The organism is Streptomyces sp. NPDC086777 (genome assembly GCF_040702065.1).
Taxonomy (GTDB): Bacteria; Actinomycetota; Actinomycetes; order Streptomycetales; family Streptomycetaceae; genus Streptomyces.
Map to the genome: position 1 here is coordinate 163,458 of NZ_JBFBJI010000001.1, position 21,253 is coordinate 184,710.

The window sequence follows — 21,253 nt, forward strand, 5'->3', positions numbered from 1 at the left end:
GGGCGACGGAGGAGGGGACTGTGTCCGGACTGCGCCTGGGACCGCTGCTGAGGTACACCGACGGCTCGTCGGCGACCGTCTGGGTCGAGGCGAGCCGTCCGTGCACCGCCGAGGTGCGCTGCTCGGACGGCGCCGGCGGCACCGCGCACACCTTCCAGGTGGCCGGCCACCACTACGCGCTCGTCCCGGTCGCCGGGCTGACCCCGGGGACCGCACCGTCGTACGACGTCCTCCTGGACGGCACCCGTGTGTGGCCGTTGCCCGACTCCCCTTTCCCGCCGCCGGTGATCCGCGCCCCGGCCGCGGGCGACACCTTCCGCGTCGTCTTCGGCTCCTGCCGCTGGGCCGCACCGCCCGCCGACGGCCGGGACCCGGTCGGCCCGGACGCCCTCGACAGCCTCGCCGCGCGCATCGCCGTCGGCGGCGAACGGCCGGACGTGCTCCTGCTGCTGGGCGACCAGGTGTACGCCGACGAGACCTCGGCGGCCACCCGGCAGTGGCTCGCCGCCCGCCGCGGCCTCGCGGACCCGCCCGGCGCCGAGGTCGCCGACTACGAGGAGTACACCCGCCTCTACTACGAGTCCTGGCTCGACCCGGAGGTGCGCTGGCTGCTCTCCACCGTGCCCAGTTGCATGATCTTCGACGACCACGACGTCATCGACGACTGGAACACCTCCGCGGCCTGGCTGGCCGACCTGCGCGCCACGCCCTGGTGGCAGGAGCGGCTGCTGAGCGGACTGATGTCGTACTGGGTCCACCAGCACCTGGGCAACCTCTCCCCGGCCGAGCTGGCCGCCGACCCGCTGTACGCCGCCGTGTGCGACGCGCCCGACGGCACGGACGAGTTGCGCGCCTTCGCCGCCGGGGCCGACGCCGATCCGGCCTCCGTACGGTGGAGTTACCGGCGGGACTTCGGGCGGGTGCGGCTGCTGATGGTGGACACCCGGGCGGCGCGGGTCCTGGACGAGCAGAACCGCGCCATGCTCGACCCCGGCGAGGCCGGGTGGCTGCGCGAACAGGCCCTGGACGGACCGGAGTCGTACGACCATCTCCTCGTCGGCACCTCGCTGCCCTGGCTGCTGCCGCACCTGATACACGACCTGGAGACCTGGGACGCGGCCCTGTGCCGGGGCGACCGGGGCGCCCGCTGGGCCCGGTTCGGGGAACGGCTGCGCCGCGCGGCCGACCTGGAGCACTGGGCGGCCTTCCCCGCGTCCTTCGCCGAACTCGCGGACCTGTTCGCCCGGACCGGCTCCGGGCCCGGGGCACCCGCCTCCGTCTGCGTGCTCTCCGGGGACGTCCACCACGCCTACGTCGCCGAGCCCGCGTGGCCCGCCGGGAGCGCGCCCGGCTCCCGGGTGCTGCAACTCACCTGCTCCCCCGTTCACAACTCCGTGCCGCCGACGATCCGGGCCGGCTTCCGGTTCGGCTGGAGCGCCCTGGCCCGGTTCCTCGGGCGGCGGCTGACCCGGCACGGGCGGTGCGCGCCGCCGCCGGTGACGTGGCGCAAGCGGGGCGGCCCGTGGTTCGGCAACCAGCTCATGACGCTGACGCTGCACGGCCGTTCGGCCCGGCTGCGGCTGGAACGGGCCCGGCGGGACGGGACCCTGCAGACCGTGACGGAGTCCGTCCTCACCATCCGGTGAGCACAGCCGGGTGACAACTGTGTTGCGTGGGGCTCACGTTGGCATCCGCCAAGCGCGACGGCATGATGAGGCGGACCGTCCGCTTCCTGTTCCCGTGCGGGCGGCGTCACTGCCCTGCGCCCCCACTCGCCCGGGAGTCACGTCTTTGTCCTCCTCCCCCCAGGAGTCCCCCCAGGAGTCCCCCCAGGAGTCCCAGGAGTCCGCCCGTGAGCCCGTCCAGGAGTCCGCGACGGTCTCCGTCGCCCTGGTCGGCGCCGGCCCACGCGGCACCAGCGTCCTGGAACGCCTCTGCGCCTCCGCACCCGAACTGCTGCCTCCGGGACGGCGCCTCACCGTCCACGTGATCGATCCCGCCCCACCGGGACCCGGCCGGGTCTGGCGTACGGCGCAGCCGGCGGAACTGCTGATGAACACCGTGGCGAGCCAGGTCACGCTGTTCACCGACGCCAGCGTGGACTGCGCCGGCCCCGTCCGGCCCGGCCCCAGCCTGCACGCGTGGGCCGCCGCCACGGACGGCGGTGCGCTGGGACCCGACGACTACCCGACCCGCGCCCTCTACGGCCGCTACCTGGAGTGGGTGTTCGCCCGGACCGTCTCCCGGGCACCGGCGGCCGTCCGCGTCGAGACCCACCGCGCCCGTGCCGTACGCCTCGACGACGACCCCGACGGCCGCCGTCAGACGCTCACCCTCCACGACGGCCGCACCCTGCCCGGCCTGGCGGCGGTCGTGCTGGCCCAGGGCCACCTGCCGGCGACGCCGTCCGCCGCGGACCGCCGGCTCTCCGCCCACGCCGCCCGGCACGGCCTGCGGCACGTCCCGCCCGCCAACCCGGCCGACGTCGACCTCACCCCGCTCGCGCCCGGCGAACCGGTGCTCCTGCGCGGCCTCGGCCTCAACTTCTTCGACCACCTGGCGCTGCTGACCACCGGCCGGGGCGGCCGTTTCACCCGCACCCCCGGCGGTACCCTGCGCTACTCCCCCTCCGGCCGCGAACCCCGCCTGTACGCGGGCTCCCGGCGCGGTGTCCCGTACCAGGCACGCGGTGACAACGCGAAGGGCCCGTACGGCCGCCACACCCCGCTCCTGCTCACCCCCGAGGTGATCGCGGGCTTCCGCGACCGCACCGACTCCGGCGCGCCGCCCGACTTCCTCGCGGAGGTCTGGCCGCTGGTCGCGAAGGAGGTGGAGACGGTCTACTACTCCGCCCTGACCGGCGACCCCGACCTCACCGCCCGCTTCCTCGCGGCCGACGGCCGGTACGCCGAGACGGCCGTGCTCGACGCGCACGGCGTGCCGGAGCCGGAGCGCTGGTCCTGGGAACGCCTCCAGCGCCCGTACGGGGACCGCAGGTTCGCCGACCCCGCGCAGTGGCGGACCTGGCTGCTGGGCCATCTGCGCGAGGACGCGGCACAGGCCGCCCTCGGCAACGTGCGCGGCCCGCTGAAGGCGGCCCTGGACGTACTGCGCGACCTGCGCAACGAGATACGGCTGATCGTCGACCACGGCGGCCTGGCCGGCGCCTCCCGGCGGGCCCACCTGGACGGCTGGTACACCCCGCTCAACGCGTTCCTGTCCATCGGCCCGCCCCGCCGCCGCATCGAGGAGCTGGCGGCGCTGCTGGCGGCGGGCGTGGTGGAGGTGCTCGGCCCGCGGGTGGAGGTGGACCACCCGGACGCGGCAGGCGGCGGGGACGGCGCCTGGGTGGCCCGCTCCCCCGAGGTCCCCGGCTCGGAGGTGCGGGTGACCACCGTCGTCGAGGCCCGGCTCCCGGAGCCGGACCTGCGCCGCACCGCCGACGAACTGCTGGCCGGCCTGCTCCGCGAAGGCGCGTGCCGCCCGCATGCCGTGGACGGCCACGAGACCGGCGGCGTCGACGTCACCCCGCGCCCGTACCGCCTCGTCGACCGTCACGGCCGCCCGCACGCACGGCGGTTCGCCTTCGGGGTGCCCACCGAGGGGGTGCACTGGGTGACCGCGGCGGGAGCCAGGCCGGGCGTGGACTCGGTGACCCTGTCGGACGCGGACGCGATAGCACGGGCGGTGCTGCGGACGGCGGCGGCCGAGGGCCGACCGCGGCCGGAGGCGGACCCGGAGCGGCCGGCGGCGGCCGGACGGCACACCGGTCGCCGTATGACGCTCGCATGACTGTTCCACGGCAACCCTTTGCCGAACATACGAGCCCCCCGTGACACTCCTGTCACACCCCCCGCGTACGCTGTATGGCTGTCGTCGGGGGGCGCACCAGGACAATCACGGGGGAACCGTCGTGTGGGAGAGCATGGGGTCGCTGGAGGCCGGGCCATGGATATACGCCATGGTCGCCCTCTCCGTGCTGCTCGACGTGTTCCTCCCGGTCCTGCCGAGCGGAGTGCTCGTCATCACCGCGGCCACGGCGGCCGCGGCGGGCACCGGCGCGTCCGCCGGACAGGTCCCGCCGCACGCCCTGCCCGACATCCTGGCGCTCACCCTCTGCGCGGCCACCGCGTCGGTCCTCGGCGACCTGTTCGCCTACCGGCTCGCCCGGCGCGGCGGAGCCCGCCTGGACCGCGCGATCGCCCGCTCCCGACGCCTGAGCAACGCCCAGGAACGTCTCGGTGAGGCCCTGTCCCGGGGCGGCGGCGCCCTGGTCGTCCTGGCCCGGTTCGCCCCGGCCGGCCGCTCGATCGTCTCCCTCGGCGCCGGCGCCACCCACCGCCGCGTCCGCGACTTCCTCCCCTGGTCCGCCCTGGCAGGCCTCACCTGGGCGGTCTACAGCGTCGCCCTCGGCTGGCTGGGCGCCCAGTGGCTCGGCGCGACCTGGATGGCCACCGCGGTATCGGTGACAGCCCTGTTCGGCGCAGGCGCAGGCGCCGGCTACCTGATGCGAAGACGCCGCCCGGCGTAACACGCACCGCCCGAGCCACGGGCAACCGCCCAGCCATCACGCCGCGAGCAACCGCACCAGCCATTCAGCCGCGGTCAGCCCTGTCAGTCCTGTCAGCCGATCCGGCCGCGGGCAGTCATGTCAGCCGACCCGGCCGCGGGCAGCCCTGTCAGCCGATCCGGCCGCGGGCAGTCGTGCCGCTGGGGCGGCACGGGTGGGCGCGGGCAGCACCCGGCAAGCGCCGGCAAGCGTCCCCACCCCCGGCGGTCCCGCCGGGCCGGCCGCGGCCCTGCGCGCAAGCCGCCCCGCCGCGCTCGCCCCGCCTCAGTCGGCGGCGCCCCGCACAGCGGCCCCCCGCACCTCCAGTCCCCCCAGCAACGCGGCAGTCGCCTCCGCCACCGCATCCACCGCCCGCTCGAACACCTCCCGGTTGTGCGCGGCCGGCGCCCGGAACCCGGACACCTTCCGCACGTACTGCAACGCGGCAGCACGGATCTCCTCCTCCGTGGCCTCCTCGGCCAACTGGGGCGGACGCAGGGTCTTGATACTCCGGCACATGTCCCCAGTCTCCCGCAGACCCCCTCCCTCCTGCGAGGATCTTCCAGAGGCGGCCACCGCTCCCGGGGCCGACCGACGAAAGGACAACGCCATGCCGAACAGCCCGGACAGCCCGAACAGCCCGGTCACCCCCGACCCCCCCGGCCCCCACCTCACGGTCGCCGTCCTCGGCCCCGGCGGCGTCGGCGGCCTGCTCGCCGCCCTGCTCTCCCGCTCCGGCCACCGCGTCATCTGCCTCGCCGGCGAGGAGACCGCACACACCCTCCGCGCCACCGGAATCCAGGTCCGCAGCACCCTGTTCGGCGACTTCACGGCCCTCGTCGACGCCGACACGGCCCTCCGCGAACCCGTCGACGCCTGCCTGGTCACCGTCAAGGCCACCGCCCTGGACCCGGCCCTCACCCGGATCCCGCCCGCAGCCCTCGGCGACGCCCTCCTCGTGCCGTTCCTGAACGGCGTGGAACACCCCGCGCAACTGCGCGCCCGCTACGCCCCCGACCGCGTCGCCCCCTCCGTGATCCGCGTCGAGTCGACCCGCACCGCCCCGGGCGTGATCGAACACACCAGCCCCTTCGCGGAGATCGACCTGACCGGCGCCAAGGTCCCCCGCCCCCGCCTGGAGGCCCTGGCCGAAGCCCTCACCGCCGCAGGTCCCGCCACCCGCGTCCTGGACGACGAGACCACCGTCCTCTGGGCGAAGATGGCGTTCCTCGCCCCGTTCGCCCTCCTCACCACCCGCTACGCCCTCCCCCTCGGCGAGGCCCGCACCCGCCACCGCGAGGAACTGGCGTCCCTCGTGGCGGAGACGGCCGCCGTCAGCCGCGCCTGCGGCGCCCCCGCCGACCCGGCCCAGGCCCTGGCCCGGTACGACGCCTTCCCGCCCGCCGCCAAGTCCTCGATGCAACGCGACGCGGAGGCCGGCCGGCCACTCGAGCTCGACGCGATCGGGGGCGCGTTGCTGCGCGCCGCGGACCGGCACGGCGTACCCGTGCCGGTGACGGCCCGCATCGTCAGGGAGTTGCGCGAGGCCGGCCGCTAGCGGCCGTTCCGCCCGGGGGCGCGGGCGGCGGCGACGAAGGCGGCCATCTTCTCGCGGCTCTTGACCCCCGGCGCGGTCTCGACGCTGCTGGAGACGTCCACGCCGTACGGCCCGAACTCCTCTACGACACCGGCCACGTTGTGCTCGTCGAGGCCCCCGGCGATCACCACCTTCCCCGGCATCTCGGCGACCCAGCCGGGGATGTCCTCGAACACGCCGCTGCCCGCGCTGGCGTCGTAGAAGAAGTACCGCAACGCCTCCGGATCCTCGGGCGGGGAGCCGGAGGCGAGGGCGAGGTTCGGGATGTCGGCCGGCTCGTAGATCTGGACGACGTCGACGTGCTCGGCGACGGCTGCCGTCTCGGCGAGGGTCAGGGCCACGGCGAAGACGGAGATCCGTCCCCGGGCATGGGCGGCGAGCGCCACGGCCCGCTCGGGCGGGCAGTACCGCTTGCTCCTCGGCGTCACGACGATCCCGACGGCGTCGTACCCCAGCTCCACGGCCCAGTCGATCTGCTCCTCCCGGGTGAGCCCGCACACCTTCACGAACGCCGGCTGCCGCTGCCCGCTCATCCTGTCCTCGCTCCGTTCTCCCGCCCGGCGGGAACACGATCCTGTCCCCCAGCTTCTCAGCCCGCGGGCCCGGCCGTTGTCAGTGGCGGCTGCCAGGATCACCGGCATGACGGACACGGACGAGGACTGGCGGTCCCTCCTGGCGCGGTGGAGCCAGGAGTGGGCGGACGCACAGCACGGGGACACGACGGAGCGGGACGAGGAGCCCCTGCGGACGCGCTGGCTGGGGTTCCCGCCCGCGCCGGAGCAGCGGATACGCGAGCTGGAGGAACGGCTCGGGCACCGGCTGCCGCCCTCGTACCGGTCGTTCCTCGCGGTGAGCGACGGCTGGCGGCACGCGGGCGGCTTCGTCTGGCTGCTCGCCGGCACCGGCCAGGCCCGGTGGCACGAGGACGCGGCGGGCCTGTCCGAGTACTTCCCCGGGGAACTGGACGACGACCCCACGCCCGAGGACGAACTCCTCGCCGGGATGTGGGGCCGGGCACTGCAGCTGGACGTCGAGTCGGACGCCGTCTACGTCCTCCTGGACCCGGGGGACGTGGACGACACGGGTGAGTGGGCCGTGTACACGTGGGCGCCGTGGCACGCCGACGTACCCAGGCGGTACGGATCGTTCCGCACGTTCATGGAGACGATGTACCGCGAGTTCCACCGGCTGCGGGCGGGCGACGCGGAGCAGGGCGGGCCGCTGTTCGACAACGCGACGACCCGGGCCCTGGACGCCTCCGTGGCCACCGCCCGCCTCGACGCACTGGGCGGGAGACACGAACGGGCGGCGACGGTCCTGGCGGAGGCCGTCGCCTTCGGCAGGCCACGCGCGCGGGGGCTGCACGACCAGATCCGCCGGCTGCTCGGGGAGACCTACCTGGTGTCCTTCCGCGGTCTGACCGCCGACCCGGTGTACGCCGCGGAGATCATGCCGGTGCTGGTGGCCGAACACGTCCGCATGCGCCGGGACGGCGAGCTGGCGGCCCACAACCTGCCGGGTGCCTCCGACGCGGTGCGTGCGGCGGCGGACGAGGTCCTGCGGCAGATACGCGAGGGCACCTACCGGTACACCGCCGAGGGCACCTTCGGCCGGGCCGTCGAGGAGGCCCGGGAGCTGGCCCGCTGGGGCGACACGGACGAGGCCTGGCACACCCTGCGCGCCGCCCTGCCCGGCTGGCGGCCGCTCAGCCCCGAGCACCTCGCCCCGGTGGGCCTGTGCGCCGACCCGCTCCTCGGCCCCCTGATCACGCCGGACCGCGGCCGCGAACTCCTCGCCACACCCCGGGCCGGCCGGCCCGGCGACACCCCGCCGCCCACCGCAGACCTGGACCCTCCGGGCCTGGCCTGGCTGGCCGACGAACCCCCCAACTCCCTCCTGACCTCGTACCGCTTCCTCCTCGTGGAAGGCGTGGCACCGCACCGGCTGCCGTCCCTCGTCACCGCCGCCGGTGACGAACCCGCCGTCCTCAACGCCCCGGCGACGCCCTGGGACGCCCGGATGCGTTTCCGCGCCGCCGAGAGCGTCCCGCCGTGGGCGGACACGGCACTGGCCGCCGTCGGCCGGGCGGGCCCCGGCTGGAGCTTCGCGTTCGAGCCGAGGCCGGGCGGAAGCTTCGACGAGCGCCGCTTCGTCTCCCCCGGCCTGGCCGCCTCCCGGGGCACCCGCACGGTCACGGTGTGGAGCGCCCCGCCCCGCGACCACCGCCCCGGCTTCTTCCACCTCTCCGTCGCCGAGAACGGCGAGGAGCAGTACGGCGTCACGGCCCGCGGCACCGCCACCGAGCACCGGGGCCCGGTGCCGGAGTCCCTCCGCCTCCCCGCGGACGGTCTCGACGAGCACCGGCGGCACGAACGCAGCGTCCTGACGGCCCTCGCAACCGGGTTCGGCGTCCGCCTCCCCCGGTTCGCGCTCACCCAGGGCCGCCTGCACACCCTCCGCACCCGCCCCTGGAACCGTGCGCCGGGCCCCGGCGAGACCTACCTGACCGTCCGCTACGTGCCGCACCGGCCGTAGCGGAGCCCCGTCCTACCCTGCGCTGCTGCTCGCGTCCCCGTGCCGAGGGCGGATCCGTGCCGGCCCGGTCCACGGTACGAGGGCCGGGACGCGGGCGCGGTACACCTCGTAGGCGGCCCCGAACCGGCCGGCCATGAGCGCGTCCTCGGTCCGCACCCGGCTCAGCAGCCAGGGGACGGCGACCGCCAGGACGGCCGTCCAGACACCGAAGCCACAGGCCGTCATGGCACCGGCGACCAGCGCGAGCAGGCCGGTGTATATGGGATGGCGAACCAGCCGGTAGGGCCCGTCGGTGCGCAGTTCGTGGTGCTCCTGGACCGTCGGGACGCTCGCCCACATCGTGCCCAGGACCCAGCGGGCCCACAGCAGCAGAGCGGTGCCGGTGACGGCGAGCAGGGCGCCCAGGAGCGCGAGTTCGGGCTGCCAGAACTGCAGGCGGTGCCAGAACCCGGCGGTGTGCCCGAGCAGCAGGGAGAACAGCCAGGCACCCGCGACCAGCAGCGCCCTGCGGGGCAGCGTCCGGCGCAGCCCGCGCGCCCAACCGCGCACACCGGCCTGGCTCTTCATGCCGAAGTAGACGGCACCCGCGATCCAGGCCACGACGAAGACCAGCACACAGACACCGATGAGAACGACAAGCCCCGAGCGCAGTGACCCCATACCTCAAGGCTCCTCCGCCCCCCGACCGATCACCACCACCCACGGGTCGATGGAGAGACCCTCCACCCACCCGACGGCCCCGCGCGTCGAACACATGAACCCCACGAACAAACTCGCCACCTAAAATCGAACAGGCGTACCATTGCCGCGTGGCTGCGACCTATGACTTTCCGAGTGACCTCCTCGCCGGTCAGGAGGAGCTGCATCAGGTCCGGGCCGAGCTGTCGGCCCTGCTGAAGCGGCTCCCCTGGTCGGTCGAGCCGCTGGACGGATTCAGTGACGACGGCGGCTGGCGCAAGGTGGAGCGCCCCGCCTCCCCGGGCTGGACCGAGGACGAACAGGCCGAGGTCGAGAAGTTGCGCCGCCGCGAGCACGAACTCGCGGTGTTCGTCAGCGGCCACCGCTTCTGGGCCGAGGTCACGGCACCGGACCGCACGGCCGCCCGAAGCCGGCTCAAGCACGCACACAACGAGGACTGACAACGGCAGAGGACCCCGGCCGCACCGGCCGGGGTCCTCTCGCTGACGTGGGCGCGGACGGTTTCGAACCGCCGACATCCTGCTTGTAAGGCAGGCGCTCTACCACTGAGCTACGCACCCGAGACGAGTCGACAGCCTACATTGCCGGGGGTGCTGTCCCGCAAACCCGTATCGGGGCCGACCGCCCGCGTCGGCGTCGGAACCGGCCCCGGCTGGTCGGCTCGATCGTGAACTGACCGGCCCGTGTGTTCGTCTTTGACGAGTGGGAGACTTGGAGCGACCGCCAGTACAGAGGGCGCAGTGCGGCACGGGAGAGGGCGAAGTGACGGGGACATCGGCGACTTCGGCGGTATCCGAGCGGTCGTACCCGCCTCCCGTACGGGCCCGGCGCACGCCGTTTCGGGATGTTCTGGGGCTCGTGAGCCTGCCGTTGCTGGCGGTGCTGGTGGTGCCCGGGGCGTTCGCGGGGGGCGGGACGCGGCGGTGGTTCGGGGGGCGGGCGGAGAGTCAGCGGGCGGAGGCCCAGGCGGCCAAGGACGCCGCGGCGACCGCGTTCTACGAGCTGGACACCGCCCAGCGGGACCTGCGGATCTCGATAGAGACCATCTCCGCCGTCGACGACTCGCCGGCCGCGCGTCGTGCCGTGTCGGACTTCGAGGCGCTGGGCCGGCGGATCGACGAGGTGAGCAACCGGTACATCCAGGCCATCGACGCCCATGACCTGGACCGGGACGACCTGGAGGCCGCCACGGCGGCGCGGGCGCGCGGGGAGATCTCCGCGGCCAAGGACGAGCTGGTGCGGGTCAAGGGGGAGCTGGACCGGTTCGGGGAGTCGCTGGGTCCGTTGCTCGGCAAGGCCGAGACGCAGCTGGCGCGGCTGGCGCCCGCCGTGGAGCGGGCCCGGCAGGCGCTGCTGGCGGCCAGCAACGCGCTCGACGCGGTGCGGCGGACCCCGCTCGGGGCCGACGGGCTGGCGGCCCGGCTGGCGGCGCTGTCGCCGGAGCTGACCCGGCTGAACCAGGGCGCGGGGCAGCACGGTGTGCAGGCGACGCTGGAGCGGGCCGGGCGGGTGCAGCGGGAGGCCGAGGCGATCCGGGTCGAGGCGGAGCGGCTGCCGGAGCAGGCCGCGGAGATCGATCACCGGCTGGTGAGCCTGCGGACGCGGGCGCAGGCGCTGACCACCAGGGCCGGGCAGGTGGACCCGGTCCTCAGCGAGCTGCGGCGGCGGTTCTCGGCGGCCTGCTGGCAGGATCTGCAGCAGGTGCCGCAGCAGGCCGGGGAGAACCTGCGGCAGGCCGAGGCGAAGCTGCGGGAGGCGCAGGCCGCGCGGGACGCGCAGCGGTGGGCGGACGCCACGTCGCTGCTGTCGACGGTGCGGGCGCTGCTGAACGCGACGGACGAGGCGGTTTCGGCCGCCGGTGACCGGCTGGGCCGGCTCAACGCGGTGCAGAAGGATCCGCAGGCGGAGATCGAGCGGACGCGGTTCGCGATCCGGGACGCGCAGCGGCTGGCGATGGCCGGGCGGTCCAGTCCGGATCCGCGGCACGCGCGGCCGCTGGACGACGCGGTGGCGCGGCTGGACCGGGCGGTGGGGACGCTGGAGGGGCGGCATCCCGACTACTGGCACTTCCTGACGGAGACGGAGGCGGTGCGGCAGTCGGTGGCGCGGACGGTGGCGCAGATCCGGGAGGACCGGGGCACCGGTCATCCCTGAGCCGTTTGCCGTCCGGTCGGCGTGGGCGGATATTGGGAGCTGACCCGCAATCCAGATGGGGAGGCGGAGATGGCCTCACACACGGCGCCGTCGGGGCATCCAGCGCGTTCGGGGATGTCGCGGCCGCGGATCGTTTTCGACGAGGCGCTGCCCGTCGATCACCGCCTGAACCAGGTCTACCGGATCGGGGCGGGGCTGACGGGCCTGTTCCTGGTGGCCTTCGGGATCCTCGGGCTGACCAACAACATCGGTTTCTTCGACACGGGCGGGAACACCGCGATCGGCCTGAACACCAACGGCGCGCTGAGCGTGCTGTCGATCTGTGTCGGGCTGCTGCTGTTCGTCGGGATGGTGATCGGCGGGAACTTCGCGTCCACGCTGAACATGGTCCTCGGGGTGCTGTTCATCCTGAACGGCTTCCTGTTCCTGGGCCTGCTGGACACGGATTCCGACTTCCTGGCCTTCAAGATCCAGAACGTGCTGTTCAGTTTCGTGGTGGGTCTCGTGCTGATGGTGTTCGGGATGTACGGCAGGGTCAGTACGAACCTGCCGCACGACAACCCGTACTGGCGGGCCCGCCACCCCGAGGCGGAGCAGCGGGCCCTCACGGCTGCCGATGGGGCTGCCGGGGATCAGGTGCGGTAGGCGTAGTAGTACGCGTTGGGGTACGACGCGACGAGGCTCGCCAGCGACCTGCGGTAGGTGTTGTTGGAGTGGTAGGTCACGTACGGGATGCCGTTGGCCACGTACGTGACGATCATCGTGTGGTCCTTCGCGCCGTCCCGGTCGAAGTCCATCTGGATGACGTCGCCGACCTGCGCCTGGAAGACGTTGGCCAGCGGGGTGGTCCGCTTGGAGTTCTGGGCGAACCAGGACCACTCGTTGACGCCGACGAACGAGTCCGACTGGATGTCGGCGGTGCCGAACCACTTCGTGTAGTCGTACACGTAGCCGGGGACGTGCTTCCAGCCGCCGGCCTTGAGCGACTGGCTGACGAAGTTGGTGCAGTCGCCGCCGGCCGTCTCGTTGTTGTAGTTCGGGTAGTCCGTGTTGTAGTTGTTCCAGTACTTCTCGGCGTACGTGGCCATGGCCTTGTAGTCGTACGTGCCGCCGGTGAGGGTCTTCGGCACCGGCGTCGGGTTGCGCGTGGTGGCGGCGCGCGGCGCGTCCGGCGTGGTGTTGCCGTCGTCGCCGGTGGCGGGCGCCTTGACCGAGGGCTTGGACGTCGTGTTGACGGCGAGGCCGCCGTCGTCGGTGTCCTCGATGTTCGTCAGCTGCCAGGTGCCCTGCCGGTCCGCCTTGAAGGTCAGCTCGTGGTGGGCCTGGAAGCCGGTGGTCTTCGGCGTGCCGGAGGCGGCCTTCGCGTAGGTCAGCGTCGTCGTCTCGGTGACGTCGGCCTTGGCGGTGCGGCCGGTCACGCGGGTCGCGTCGAGCGTGACCTGGGTGCTGCCGGCGCTGTAGGTCTCGCCGGCCTTCGCGATGCTGCTCTGACGGCCGCGCAGCTGGCTCAGCGCCGCGTTCTCGTCGCGCGACTGGGCGCTGGAGAGCCGGACGCCGCCGGAGAAGCGGGAGGTCTGCTTCTTCTGCGAGGCGCCCCGCACGAGGGCCTGGGTGCGGTCGGTGAAGACCGCGTCGGCCAGCTTCTGGAAGGTCGCCTTGGTCGCGGCGTTCACGGTCGGGTCGTCGACGACCGCCGCGCCCGCGCTCCAGTTGGGCACGAGGGCGACGCCGGCGACGACCGAGGCGGCAGCCGCCGTGACTATGGCCGCACGGCTGCGCTTACGGCTCAGTTTTCTGGATTTCAATGATGTTCCCCTCTACGCCGGTACAGCTCTACCGGGCGACGGCATCTTCGCATGGCGTGTGTGACTGCTGTGAAGGGGGTTGCAGGATTGGAATCCGCTTGCTGCCGTGCCGAATTGAACGGCCTGCCGGGAGCTGGTAGGACGCTCATTTCACGATGTCGGACCAGTCGGACGGTGCCTGGGCGGGGTCGAGGGTGCGCAGCCGGGCCAGGGTGGCCGGATCCTGGGCGTCCATCCAGTCGGCGAGTTCCTTGAAGGAGACGCACTTGACGCCCTTCTTGGTGCATATCTTCGGGATGACCTGGTCGATGGCCTTCATGTAGATGCCGCCGTTCCAGTCCTCGAAATGGTTGCCGATGAACAGCGGTGCGCGGCTGCCGTAGTAGACGCGGTTGAAGCCGTCCATGTACGACTGGACGGTCTGCTGCTGCCACTGGGCGTACTTGGCGGGGTCGCCGTCGGTCTCGCCGTTGGACTGGTTGTAGAGGAAGTTGAAGTCCATGGACAGGCCCTGGTAGTCACCGCCGGGGTAGGGGAGCATCTCCAGCGGGAAGTTCCAGAGGCCGTCCTTCTTGGAGGGCCAGATCTGGAAGTCGCCGGGGGAGCTGGCGTCGTACTTCCAGTTGTAGCCGTACTTCTGCAGGGCCTTCAGCAGGTTGGGCTGGCCTTCCAGGCAGGGGGCGCGGCCGCCGACGACCTCCTGCTTGAAGTCGAAGGGCAGGGCGGGGATGTCCTTGAAGCCGGTGTTGGTCTTCCAGTTCTCGACGAACTTGTAGAACTGGTCGATCTCGCTCTTCCACTGTTCGACGCTCCAGTCGCCGCCGCCCTTGGCCTCGCAGAAGTGGCCGTTGAAGTGGGTGCCGATCTCGTTGCCGTCGTCGTAGGCATCGCGGAGCTGTTCCAGGGTGGTGCGGATGTGCTCGTCGGTGGCGTAGTCGATGGCGGCGTCGCCGGGCTGGTGCATCGGGCCGGTGTAGAGGTCCTTCTTGGTCTTGGGCAGCAGGTAGATGCCGGTGAGGAAGAAGGTCATGTGGGCGTTGTACTCCTTGGCCATCTCCCGGTAGTGCGAGAAGAGATGGTCGGAGCCCTCCAGCGCGCCGTCCCAGGAGAAGACGACGAACTGGGGCGGCTTCTGTCCCGGCTTGAGCTTCTGGGGCTTCAGCTGGTCCTTCTGCGGCCCGGTGTACGAGGTCGAGCCGTCGCCGAGGATCTTGGTCTTGCCGTCCCACTTCGGCGAGGCGGACGCGGACGGGGAGGCCTTGGTGGTCCCGGCGGCGGTGGGTGCGGTGTCGTCCTGTCTGGTGAGCACCAGGTAGCCCGCGACGAGGGAGGCCACGACCAGGAAGGCGGCCAGGGTCATGACCTCCGGGCGGGCTGGACGGCGGTCACGGGCGGGCGCCTTGCGGCGGTGGCCGCCGGTTGTCGGCTTCGTGCGGGGCTTCATGCTCGGCTCATTCTGCGGGTGGGTGGCGTGGGGAGCTTCGTGGCCTCGGTGGTCAGTCGAGGCCCATGGCCTGTGCCCAGACCGTGTACGGGACGTTGTCGGTGCCGGTTCCGGCGATTCCCTCGAGCGGCAGCGGCTCCAGGGACTTGTTCAGGTCGATGCGGTATACGACGACCGACGTCGTCACGTTCGAGAGCGTGCCGGTGTACCAGGCGGCGGTGTCCTTGCCGTTGGCGTGGGTGCTGCCTGCCTTTCCGGCCGCCGCGCTGGTGAGGGCGGGGGTCGGGTGGGCCAGGCGGAACGATTCGGTCAGTGCCTGTTCGACGTCCTCGGCCACGTCGTCGCGGACCGCGCGGGTCGGCCGGGGGGTGTCCAGGACGATCCCGCGGCCGTTGCGGGTGATCTTGGAGACCGAGTACGGCTCGGTGTGGTCTCCGCCGGCCGCGAACGTGGCGTAGCCGTTCGCCATCCGGATCGCGCTGGGCGTGGAGCTGCCGATGGAGAGTGCGGGCACCTGGGGGCCCATGCTCTCGGAGAGCAGCCCGGAGGCGACCGCGGTGGCGCGGACCTTGTCGAGTCCGGTGTCCATGCCGAGTTGCATGAACGGGGTGTTCACCGAGCGGGCGAGGGCGTCGGCGAGGCTGATCTGGCCGTGGGACTTGTCGTCGTCGTTCCTCGCGTAGACCTTCTTGCCGCTGCGGTCCCAGTACGGTCCGTCGAGCGTGGTGACCGGGACCTTGTCGTCGCCGTCGTAGAGCGTCCCGGGCAGGACGTCGGTGACGGCCTGGCCGCGTTCCTTGTGGACGCCGTTCTGCAGCCCGGCGGCGTAGACGAAGGGCAGGAAGGCGGAGCCGGCCGGGACGGTGGTGGCGTTGGACTCGTTGTAGCCCTGGGTGCGGTGGTCGGGTCCGCCGTACACGGCGACGATCCGCCCGTCGGTGGCGACCGAGGCGGCGCCGTAGTGGGCGGCCGCGGCGTTCTTGGGGTCGTCGGCCTTGGCGCCCTTGCGGGCCTTGGTCACGGCCTTGGTGAGGGTGTCCTCCTTCTTCCGGTCGAAGGTGGTGTAGATCTGGTATCCGCCGAGGTCGAACTGCTTGTCCGAGATGTGCGCGGCCTTCTTGGCGTACTGCTGGGCCAGTTCCACCAGGTAGTCGCTCTGACTGCCGGTGTCGTACATCTTGTTGGTCGCGATCGGCTCCGGGAACTTCGTGTACTTGGCGCGTTCGGCCGGCGACAGCCTGCCGATCTTGACCATCCGGTCCAGGATCCAGGACCAGCGCTCCACCGCCCGCTTGTGGTTGGCCGCACTGAGCGTCGGGTCGTAGAGCCCGGCGCCCTTGAGCAGCGAGGCGAGCACGGCGGCCTGACTGACGTTCAGCCGGCTGACGTCCTTGCCGTAGTAGGCCTGGGAGGCGCGCTGGATGCCGTACGTGCCCCGGCCGAACCAGCTGGTGTTGAGGTAGCCCTCCAGGATCTGGTCCTTGCTCATCTTGTTGTCGAGCTTGAGGGAGATCATCGCCTCGGTGAACTTGCGGCTGACGGTCTGGTTCTGCGTCAGGTAGACGTTCTTCACGTACTGCTGGGTGATGGTGGAGCCGCCCTCGGTGTCCCCTTCGCCGACGGTCCGCCACAGGGCCCGGGTGATGCCCTTCACCGAGATGCCGGGGTCGGTGTAGAAGCTCTCGTTCTCCGCCGCGAGCACCGCCCAGCGCACGTCCACGGGTATGTCCTTGAGCGGCATGTCCTGCCGCTGCACCCAGCCGGTCCGGGCCATGGGCGTCCCGTCGGACCAGAAGTACACATTGTCCTGCTGGGTGGCGTACGAGTTGAGGTTGGAGGGTATGTCCGTGGCGGCGTAGGCCACCACGAGGAACAGCCCGGTCAGCCCGATGCCCCCCAGCCAGGCTCCCAGCCACTGCCGCCAGGACGGCATCCAGCGCCGCCAGCCGGTCCGGCCGGGCCGCGGGTACAGCGGCCGCAGCTTGCGCGCGTACGGCGCCAGCGGCGCGAGCCGGGGCCCCACGAGGGCTCCGATCCTGCCCCAGACGCCGACGACGCGATCCCGCCCGGAGGGCCGCGCGCTGCGCCGTCGCTCGGCGCGGCTCGCTCGTGGCACCGGCGGCTCCTGCCGCCCCTGCTCCGGCACGCGTATCTGCATCGTCTCGTCGTTCCGCAAGCCGCGCACCTTCGCACGCAGCGCGTCCACCTTCAGATGCAGGGTCGCGTCATGTACCGGCGGGTCCGCCTTCTTCCGCTGCGCACCCTCGCGGGGCGCCGGGTCGTCGCCCTCGGCCGCCCCTGAGCCCGCCTTCGCGGCTTCGGCGTCCCCGGCCCGCAGGGCGTGCAGCTCGTTCCACAGGGCCTCCGCCTTCTGCCGTGCGGCCTCCTCCACGCGCCGGGCGTCGTCGCCCTTCTGCCACAGAGCATGCTCCGCACGCAGGCCGTCGACCTGCAGATGCAGGGTCGCGTCCGGCTCGAACGGCTTTCGACTCCGGGATTCGGCCTGGTCACGGCCGTCATCCGGGTCGCCCGTCCGCTCCGTTGCGTCCGTCACGACTGCGTCTCCCCTCGCACTCGGTCTTGCGCGCGCAGGTAGACACGACGGGTGGCAGGGCCGCGGTGGGCGCGGCGCTTCGAGCCCCCTCTTCCCCCGGTCTTTTGGCTCCTCGCGGCCAGCTCAAATTATCAGCGATCTTTTCAATATCTCCGCACAAGTATCGGACAGAAAGGAACACTCATGAAATTCTGAGGTGAAGTGATGCCCATCACTCCCGCATCGCTGCCGTTAGCCTGTCCCTCATGCCCCGCTACGAGTACCGCTGCCGCACCTGCGGCGACACATTCGAACTGTCCCGCCCCATGGCCCAGTCATCGGCTCCGGCAGCATGCCCGGAGGGGCATCAAGACACGGTAAAGCTCTTGTCGACGGTGGCGGTGGGGGGAACGGCCGCCGCGTCCGCCGCCGGCTCCGGCGCCCCCGCCGGTTCCGGTGGGGGCTGTTGCGGCGGCGGCTGCTGCGGCTAACTCCCCTTGCGCGCCGTCTTCAGGAATTCGCGCAGGATTCGCTCGCCGGCAAGCACTCCCCGCTCCGGCAGCGCGGTGATGGCCGGCCCGGTCCACCCGGCGTCGGCCAACTCCCCGTGCCCCGGCCGCCAGCCGCGGTCCGCGGCCAGCAACAGGTCGGCGTCGAGCAGGGAGTCGCCCGCGGCCAGCGTCAGCTCGGCGCCGGTCCGGCGCGCGACCTCCCGCATCGCCGCGCTCTTCGTCAGCGGCTTCGGCACGGCGTAGATCTTCCGCCCCTGCAACGACACCGTCCAGCCGCGGTTCTCCGCCCACACCGCGAGGCTCTTCACCCACTCCTCGGGCAGCAGCTCCCGCTCCACGACCAGGTAGGCGAACAGGTCCTCGGCGACCCGCTGCTTGCGCAGCCACACCGGGTCGGCGTGCTCGGTCAGGTACGCCCGCACCTCGTCGAGGGGCGCGCACTCGTCGGCCAGCCGCGCCAGCACCCGCCCGTGCCAGTCCGCGTCGGACACCCCGTCGACCAGCAGGTGCCCGCCGTTGGCACAGATGGCGTACCGGGGCGCCGGCCCCGGCAGGTTGATCCGCTCGTACTGCTTGCGGGTCCGGGTGGTCGTCGGCACGAAGACCGCCGCGTCCCCCAGCTCGGCCAGCAGCTGTGCGGCCGTCTCCGTCAGGTACGACAGCGGACGGCTCTCGTGCACCTCGACGCAGAGCAGCCGGGGCGCCCGTGCGTCCGGGATGGTCAGCGCCAGGGCGCCCGCCGAGTAGATGAGCGTGCGGTCGAGGTCGCTCGCGACGAGCACCGCCATCAGACGTTCACCGCCCGGCCGTCGGCACCGGTCGCGCCACGCGTGTACTTGGGGTGGATCAACCCGACACAGGTGTACGGCAGTTCGCCGACCTCCTCCACCGGTACCCCTCTCTGCTCCGCGAGCAGCCGCACATGGTCGAGGTCGGCGCCCGCCCCGGCCCGCGCCAGGATCTTCCAGGGCACCCGGCGCAGCAGCACCCGGGTGGTCTCGCCGACGCCCGGCTTGACCAGGTTCACGTCGTGGATGCGGTACTCCTCGCTGATCCGCTCGACGGCCGCCCAGCCCTCCCAGGTCGGCGTGCGGTCGGCGACGGCCAGCTCCTTCACGGCCGCGTCCACGGCGTCGGACACCTCGGCGAACCGGGCCGCGACGGCGTCCAGGAAGGCCAGCGACACGTCGGCGCCGGCCAGTTCGCGGTAGAACTTCGCGCCGTGGAAGTCGTCGGGGCCCACCAGGTCGGAGCGCAGCACGGTCCGCGAGATCAGCCCGGAGACGGTCGAGTTGAGGCACGCGGACGGGATCAGGAAGTCCTCCCGGGTGCCGTACGTCCGCACGCACGACCCCGGGTCGGCGAGCACCGCGATCTCCGGATCGAACCCGAAGACGCCGGTCCGGGCCTCGAACTCCGTGATCGCGTCGGCGAGTTCCCGGGTGATCGCGCCCTTGCCCGTCCAGCCGTCCACGAACACGACGTCCCGCGGGTCGTGGTGCGCGGCCAGCCAGCGCAGCGCGTTCGCGTCGATGCCGCGGCCGCGCACGATCGAGACCGCGTAGTGCGGCAGGTCGGTGCCGTGGCGGAACTGCGCCCAGCGGCGCATCAGCACGCCCACCGGGGTGCCGGCCCGCGCCAGCGACACCAGTACCGGGCGTGGAGACCGCTCGGCCATCACGGTCTCGGTGACCACCCCGACCGCCTGCGCGATGCGCGCCGCCGACGTCTCCAGGGCGGCGTGGAACAGCGCCTGGTACTGCTCGCTCGGCTGGTACTCCACCGGCAGCGACTCCGCGTAGTGCGCGCCGCCGCTCTGGATCGCCTCCTCGCGCTCCTCGGTCGGCGCCTCCAGCGTGACGTCCGAGAGGTCCTGGAGCAGCCAGCCGACGTCCTCCGCCGGGTACGAGGAGAAGGCGGGGCCGCGGAGGGGCTCGGGCAGCATGGCGGGGCTCTCTTCGGTCAGCGCGGGGACGTACGACGGTACAGCGGCGAGCAGGACGTGCCGGGCATGCGCGCCGAGCCGGTCCAGCAGGCCGCCGGGGGCGTGCAGTGCGGGGGTGTCGCCGGCCGAGTCGACGAACAGGACGACGGCGTCGAAGCCGGCGCCGGCGACGTTGTACGCGTAGCGCTCGCCGGGGCCGTCGGCGGGGTTGTCGTGGGCCGGGAAGACGAGGCGGCTGCGGATGGCGTAGCCGGGGTCGTCGACGGCCAGGACGGGCGAGCGGGTGGTGGTGGAGTACCGCACCTCGGCGGCGACCAGGGCCTCCAGCTCGCGGGCGATCCGGAGGGGGGCGTACATCAGCTCCTCGAAACCGAGCGTGAGCACGCGGCGGGCGTCGGGGGGCAGGGCTTCGGCGACACGGGCCGCCATCAGCGGGAGGGCCGACTCGAGGCGTGTCCGGTGGGCCGGGGTGAAGCCGTGCCGTCCGCCGTCGGGGAGGCCCTGCGGCCAGCGCAGGTCGATGCGGGTGAGGTGGGGGGTGGTGCGGTCGTCGGGCGCCTGCGGGTGGGTGGGGGCCGGTCGCGCCCACGCGGCGGCAGCCGCAGACTCGACACAGCCCCGCGCCCCCAGGGGGTTGCGCTGGAAGTCGGCTTCAGGGGCAACGCCGGGCAGGGGCGCGGGGAACTGCGCGACCGGCCCCGACGCTGCCGCGGACGCCGAAGCACCTGTCGCGGCACTCTCCTCGTACCGCGCCACCAACTCCTGGCCCTTCTCCAGGACACCCTCGGGCAGCTTCACCGTCCCCGACGCCGCCGCCACCAGGTCCACCCCGGCGCCGATCTCCTCGGCGAACGACGTCAGCCGACCCGCGTCCGCCGCCGAGCGCATATCCACCAGAGCCACCACGACGTAACGTTTCCGCGGATAACGGGCGTGGAGGTCGCGGATCGTGTTCAGGACCGTGTTGCCGGTGGAGAACTCGTCGTCGACGAGGACCAGGGGGCCGTCGCCGGAGAGCAGGGCCGGGTCCTCGGGGAGCAGCAGGTGCGAGGTCGCGTGCGAGTGGGACTCCTCGAAGCCCCCCGCGGGCGCCAACCCGGCGACCGGCCGGCGCGTGGAGTGGAGGTAGGGGGCGCGGCCGATGCCGTCGGCGACGGAGTGGCCGAGGCCGGTCGCCGTCTCGGCGTAGCCCAGGACGACCGCCTGCCCGGCCTCAGGCTCACCGAGCAGGTCACGCACCCGTCGGCCGAGGGCGAAGCCGTGCCCGTAGACCACGGACGGCGACTGCGGCACGTGTTTGCCGAGCACGTTGGAGACGAGGAGGTGGGCCCGTCTGGGGTTGCGGCGCAGGGCGAGGCCGAGGAGGGCCGGCAGGCCGTCGTCACCGACGAGTTCGACGCCGAGCCGCTCGGCGACCCAGCTGCCGGACCAGACCCCGTTGTTCGCTGCGATGTTCATGGGTTCCCTGTGTCGTCCCGTA

The 21,253-nt window shown here is 72.7% G+C and carries 17 protein-coding genes and 1 tRNA gene; 9 read left to right on the forward strand and 9 right to left on the reverse strand.

The window, feature by feature from the left end; all coding sequences use genetic code 11:
• The first annotated feature begins 20 nt into the window (after positions 1-20).
• The 3 genes from AB0472_RS00760 to AB0472_RS00770 all read left to right on the forward strand — a co-directional run bounded on the left by AB0472_RS00760 (position 21) and on the right by AB0472_RS00770 (position 4,531).
• Positions 21-1,646 carry an alkaline phosphatase D family protein gene (locus AB0472_RS00760; protein WP_366352148.1) on the forward strand — a complete coding sequence of 542 codons (1,626 nt, stop codon included), beginning with the start codon at positions 21-23 and terminating at the stop codon, positions 1,644-1,646.
• A 244-nt stretch (positions 1,647-1,890) separates the two neighbouring features.
• The gene (locus AB0472_RS00765; protein ID WP_366352680.1) at positions 1,891-3,792 is read left to right on the forward strand and encodes an FAD/NAD(P)-binding protein; all 1,902 of its coding nucleotides are present in this window, start codon (positions 1,891-1,893) and stop codon (positions 3,790-3,792) included.
• Between the two features lie 121 nt (positions 3,793-3,913).
• Complete coding sequence (locus AB0472_RS00770) at positions 3,914-4,531, forward strand: VTT domain-containing protein (RefSeq protein WP_366352149.1); 618 nt, start codon at positions 3,914-3,916, stop codon at positions 4,529-4,531.
• Positions 4,532-4,834: 303 nt separating this feature from the next.
• On the opposite strand, the gene AB0472_RS00775 is transcribed toward AB0472_RS00770, so the two are convergent.
• A complete protein-coding gene (locus AB0472_RS00775; RefSeq protein WP_093508360.1) occupies positions 4,835-5,068 on the reverse strand; it encodes a DUF2277 domain-containing protein in 234 nt (77 codons plus the stop codon).
• Positions 5,069-5,159: 91 nt separating this feature from the next.
• Here AB0472_RS00775 and AB0472_RS00780 point away from each other — a divergent pair, with 91 nt between their 5' ends.
• Positions 5,160-6,107, forward strand: a complete 948-nt coding sequence (locus AB0472_RS00780; protein ID WP_366352151.1) for a 2-dehydropantoate 2-reductase — start codon at positions 5,160-5,162, stop codon at positions 6,105-6,107.
• On the opposite strand, the gene AB0472_RS00785 is transcribed toward AB0472_RS00780, so the two are convergent.
• Entirely contained in the window at positions 6,104-6,679 is a 576-nt protein-coding gene (locus AB0472_RS00785; RefSeq protein ID WP_366352153.1) for a hypothetical protein, read from the reverse strand. The genes AB0472_RS00780 and AB0472_RS00785 overlap by 4 nt on opposite strands.
• A gap of 106 nt (positions 6,680-6,785) precedes the next feature.
• Here AB0472_RS00785 and AB0472_RS00790 point away from each other — a divergent pair, with 106 nt between their 5' ends.
• On the forward strand, positions 6,786-8,681 hold the full coding sequence (locus AB0472_RS00790; RefSeq protein ID WP_366352155.1) for an SMI1/KNR4 family protein: 1,896 nt from the start codon (positions 6,786-6,788) through the stop codon (positions 8,679-8,681).
• Positions 8,682-8,693: 12 nt separating this feature from the next.
• On the opposite strand, the gene AB0472_RS00795 is transcribed toward AB0472_RS00790, so the two are convergent.
• The gene (locus tag AB0472_RS00795; protein WP_366352156.1) at positions 8,694-9,341 is read right to left on the reverse strand and encodes an isoprenylcysteine carboxylmethyltransferase family protein; all 648 of its coding nucleotides are present in this window, start codon (positions 9,339-9,341) and stop codon (positions 8,694-8,696) included.
• Between the two features lie 149 nt (positions 9,342-9,490).
• Between AB0472_RS00795 and AB0472_RS00800 the strand changes: the two genes are divergently transcribed.
• Positions 9,491-9,820, forward strand: a complete 330-nt coding sequence (locus AB0472_RS00800; protein ID WP_366352158.1) for a hypothetical protein — start codon at positions 9,491-9,493, stop codon at positions 9,818-9,820.
• Between the two features lie 48 nt (positions 9,821-9,868).
• On the opposite strand, the gene AB0472_RS00805 is transcribed toward AB0472_RS00800, so the two are convergent.
• Positions 9,869-9,940 (reverse strand) — tRNA-Val (locus tag AB0472_RS00805).
• A 289-nt stretch (positions 9,941-10,229) separates the two neighbouring features.
• On the opposite strand from AB0472_RS00805, the gene AB0472_RS00810 reads away from it, so the two are divergent.
• Entirely contained in the window at positions 10,230-11,534 is a 1,305-nt protein-coding gene (locus tag AB0472_RS00810; RefSeq protein ID WP_366352682.1) for a hypothetical protein, read from the forward strand.
• A 69-nt stretch (positions 11,535-11,603) separates the two neighbouring features.
• On the forward strand, positions 11,604-12,179 hold the full coding sequence (locus AB0472_RS00815) for a DUF4383 domain-containing protein (protein WP_366352160.1): 576 nt from the start codon (positions 11,604-11,606) through the stop codon (positions 12,177-12,179).
• Here AB0472_RS00815 and AB0472_RS00820 read toward each other — a convergent pair.
• The 3 genes from AB0472_RS00820 to AB0472_RS00830 form a co-directional block, all read right to left on the reverse strand.
• Positions 12,167-13,339 carry an amidase domain-containing protein gene (locus tag AB0472_RS00820; protein WP_366352162.1) on the reverse strand — a complete coding sequence of 391 codons (1,173 nt, stop codon included), beginning with the start codon at positions 13,337-13,339 and terminating at the stop codon, positions 12,167-12,169. The two genes, AB0472_RS00815 and AB0472_RS00820, sit on opposite strands and share 13 nt — an antisense overlap.
• A gap of 145 nt (positions 13,340-13,484) precedes the next feature.
• On the reverse strand, positions 13,485-14,699 hold the full coding sequence (locus AB0472_RS00825) for a hypothetical protein (RefSeq protein WP_366352684.1): 1,215 nt from the start codon (positions 14,697-14,699) through the stop codon (positions 13,485-13,487).
• 136 nt (positions 14,700-14,835) lie between these two features.
• Positions 14,836-16,941 carry a transglycosylase domain-containing protein gene (locus AB0472_RS00830; RefSeq protein ID WP_366352686.1) on the reverse strand — a complete coding sequence of 702 codons (2,106 nt, stop codon included), beginning with the start codon at positions 16,939-16,941 and terminating at the stop codon, positions 14,836-14,838.
• A gap of 641 nt (positions 16,942-17,582) precedes the next feature.
• Here AB0472_RS00830 and AB0472_RS00835 point away from each other — a divergent pair.
• The gene (locus tag AB0472_RS00835) at positions 17,583-17,807 is read left to right on the forward strand and encodes a zinc ribbon domain-containing protein (RefSeq protein ID WP_366352164.1); all 225 of its coding nucleotides are present in this window, start codon (positions 17,583-17,585) and stop codon (positions 17,805-17,807) included.
• On the opposite strand, the gene AB0472_RS00840 is transcribed toward AB0472_RS00835, so the two are convergent.
• The gene (locus AB0472_RS00840; RefSeq protein ID WP_366352166.1) at positions 17,804-18,616 is read right to left on the reverse strand and encodes an HAD family hydrolase; all 813 of its coding nucleotides are present in this window, start codon (positions 18,614-18,616) and stop codon (positions 17,804-17,806) included. The genes AB0472_RS00835 and AB0472_RS00840 overlap by 4 nt on opposite strands.
• A complete protein-coding gene (locus AB0472_RS00845) occupies positions 18,616-21,231 on the reverse strand; it encodes a phosphoribosyltransferase (RefSeq protein ID WP_366352167.1) in 2,616 nt (871 codons plus the stop codon). The genes AB0472_RS00840 and AB0472_RS00845 overlap by 1 nt, the downstream gene beginning before the upstream one ends.
• Between the last annotated feature and the right edge of the window lie 22 nt (positions 21,232-21,253).

Coding starts and splice junctions, on each gene's coding strand:
- AB0472_RS00780 (WP_366352151.1), top strand. CDS start 5,160: ATGCCGAACAGCCCGGACAGCCCGAACAGCCCGGTCACCCCCGACCCC.
- AB0472_RS00830 (WP_366352686.1), bottom strand. CDS start 16,941: ATGCAGATACGCGTGCCGGAGCAGGGGCGGCAGGAGCCGCCGGTGCCA.
- AB0472_RS00815 (WP_366352160.1), top strand. CDS start 11,604: ATGGCCTCACACACGGCGCCGTCGGGGCATCCAGCGCGTTCGGGGATG.
- AB0472_RS00835 (WP_366352164.1), top strand. CDS start 17,583: ATGCCCCGCTACGAGTACCGCTGCCGCACCTGCGGCGACACATTCGAA.
- AB0472_RS00785 (WP_366352153.1), bottom strand. CDS start 6,679: ATGAGCGGGCAGCGGCAGCCGGCGTTCGTGAAGGTGTGCGGGCTCACC.
- AB0472_RS00790 (WP_366352155.1), top strand. CDS start 6,786: ATGACGGACACGGACGAGGACTGGCGGTCCCTCCTGGCGCGGTGGAGC.
- AB0472_RS00825 (WP_366352684.1), bottom strand. CDS start 14,699: ATGACCCTGGCCGCCTTCCTGGTCGTGGCCTCCCTCGTCGCGGGCTAC.
- AB0472_RS00775 (WP_093508360.1), bottom strand. CDS start 5,068: ATGTGCCGGAGTATCAAGACCCTGCGTCCGCCCCAGTTGGCCGAGGAG.
- AB0472_RS00845 (WP_366352167.1), bottom strand. CDS start 21,231: ATGAACATCGCAGCGAACAACGGGGTCTGGTCCGGCAGCTGGGTCGCC.
- AB0472_RS00840 (WP_366352166.1), bottom strand. CDS start 18,616: ATGGCGGTGCTCGTCGCGAGCGACCTCGACCGCACGCTCATCTACTCG.
- AB0472_RS00795 (WP_366352156.1), bottom strand. CDS start 9,341: ATGGGGTCACTGCGCTCGGGGCTTGTCGTTCTCATCGGTGTCTGTGTG.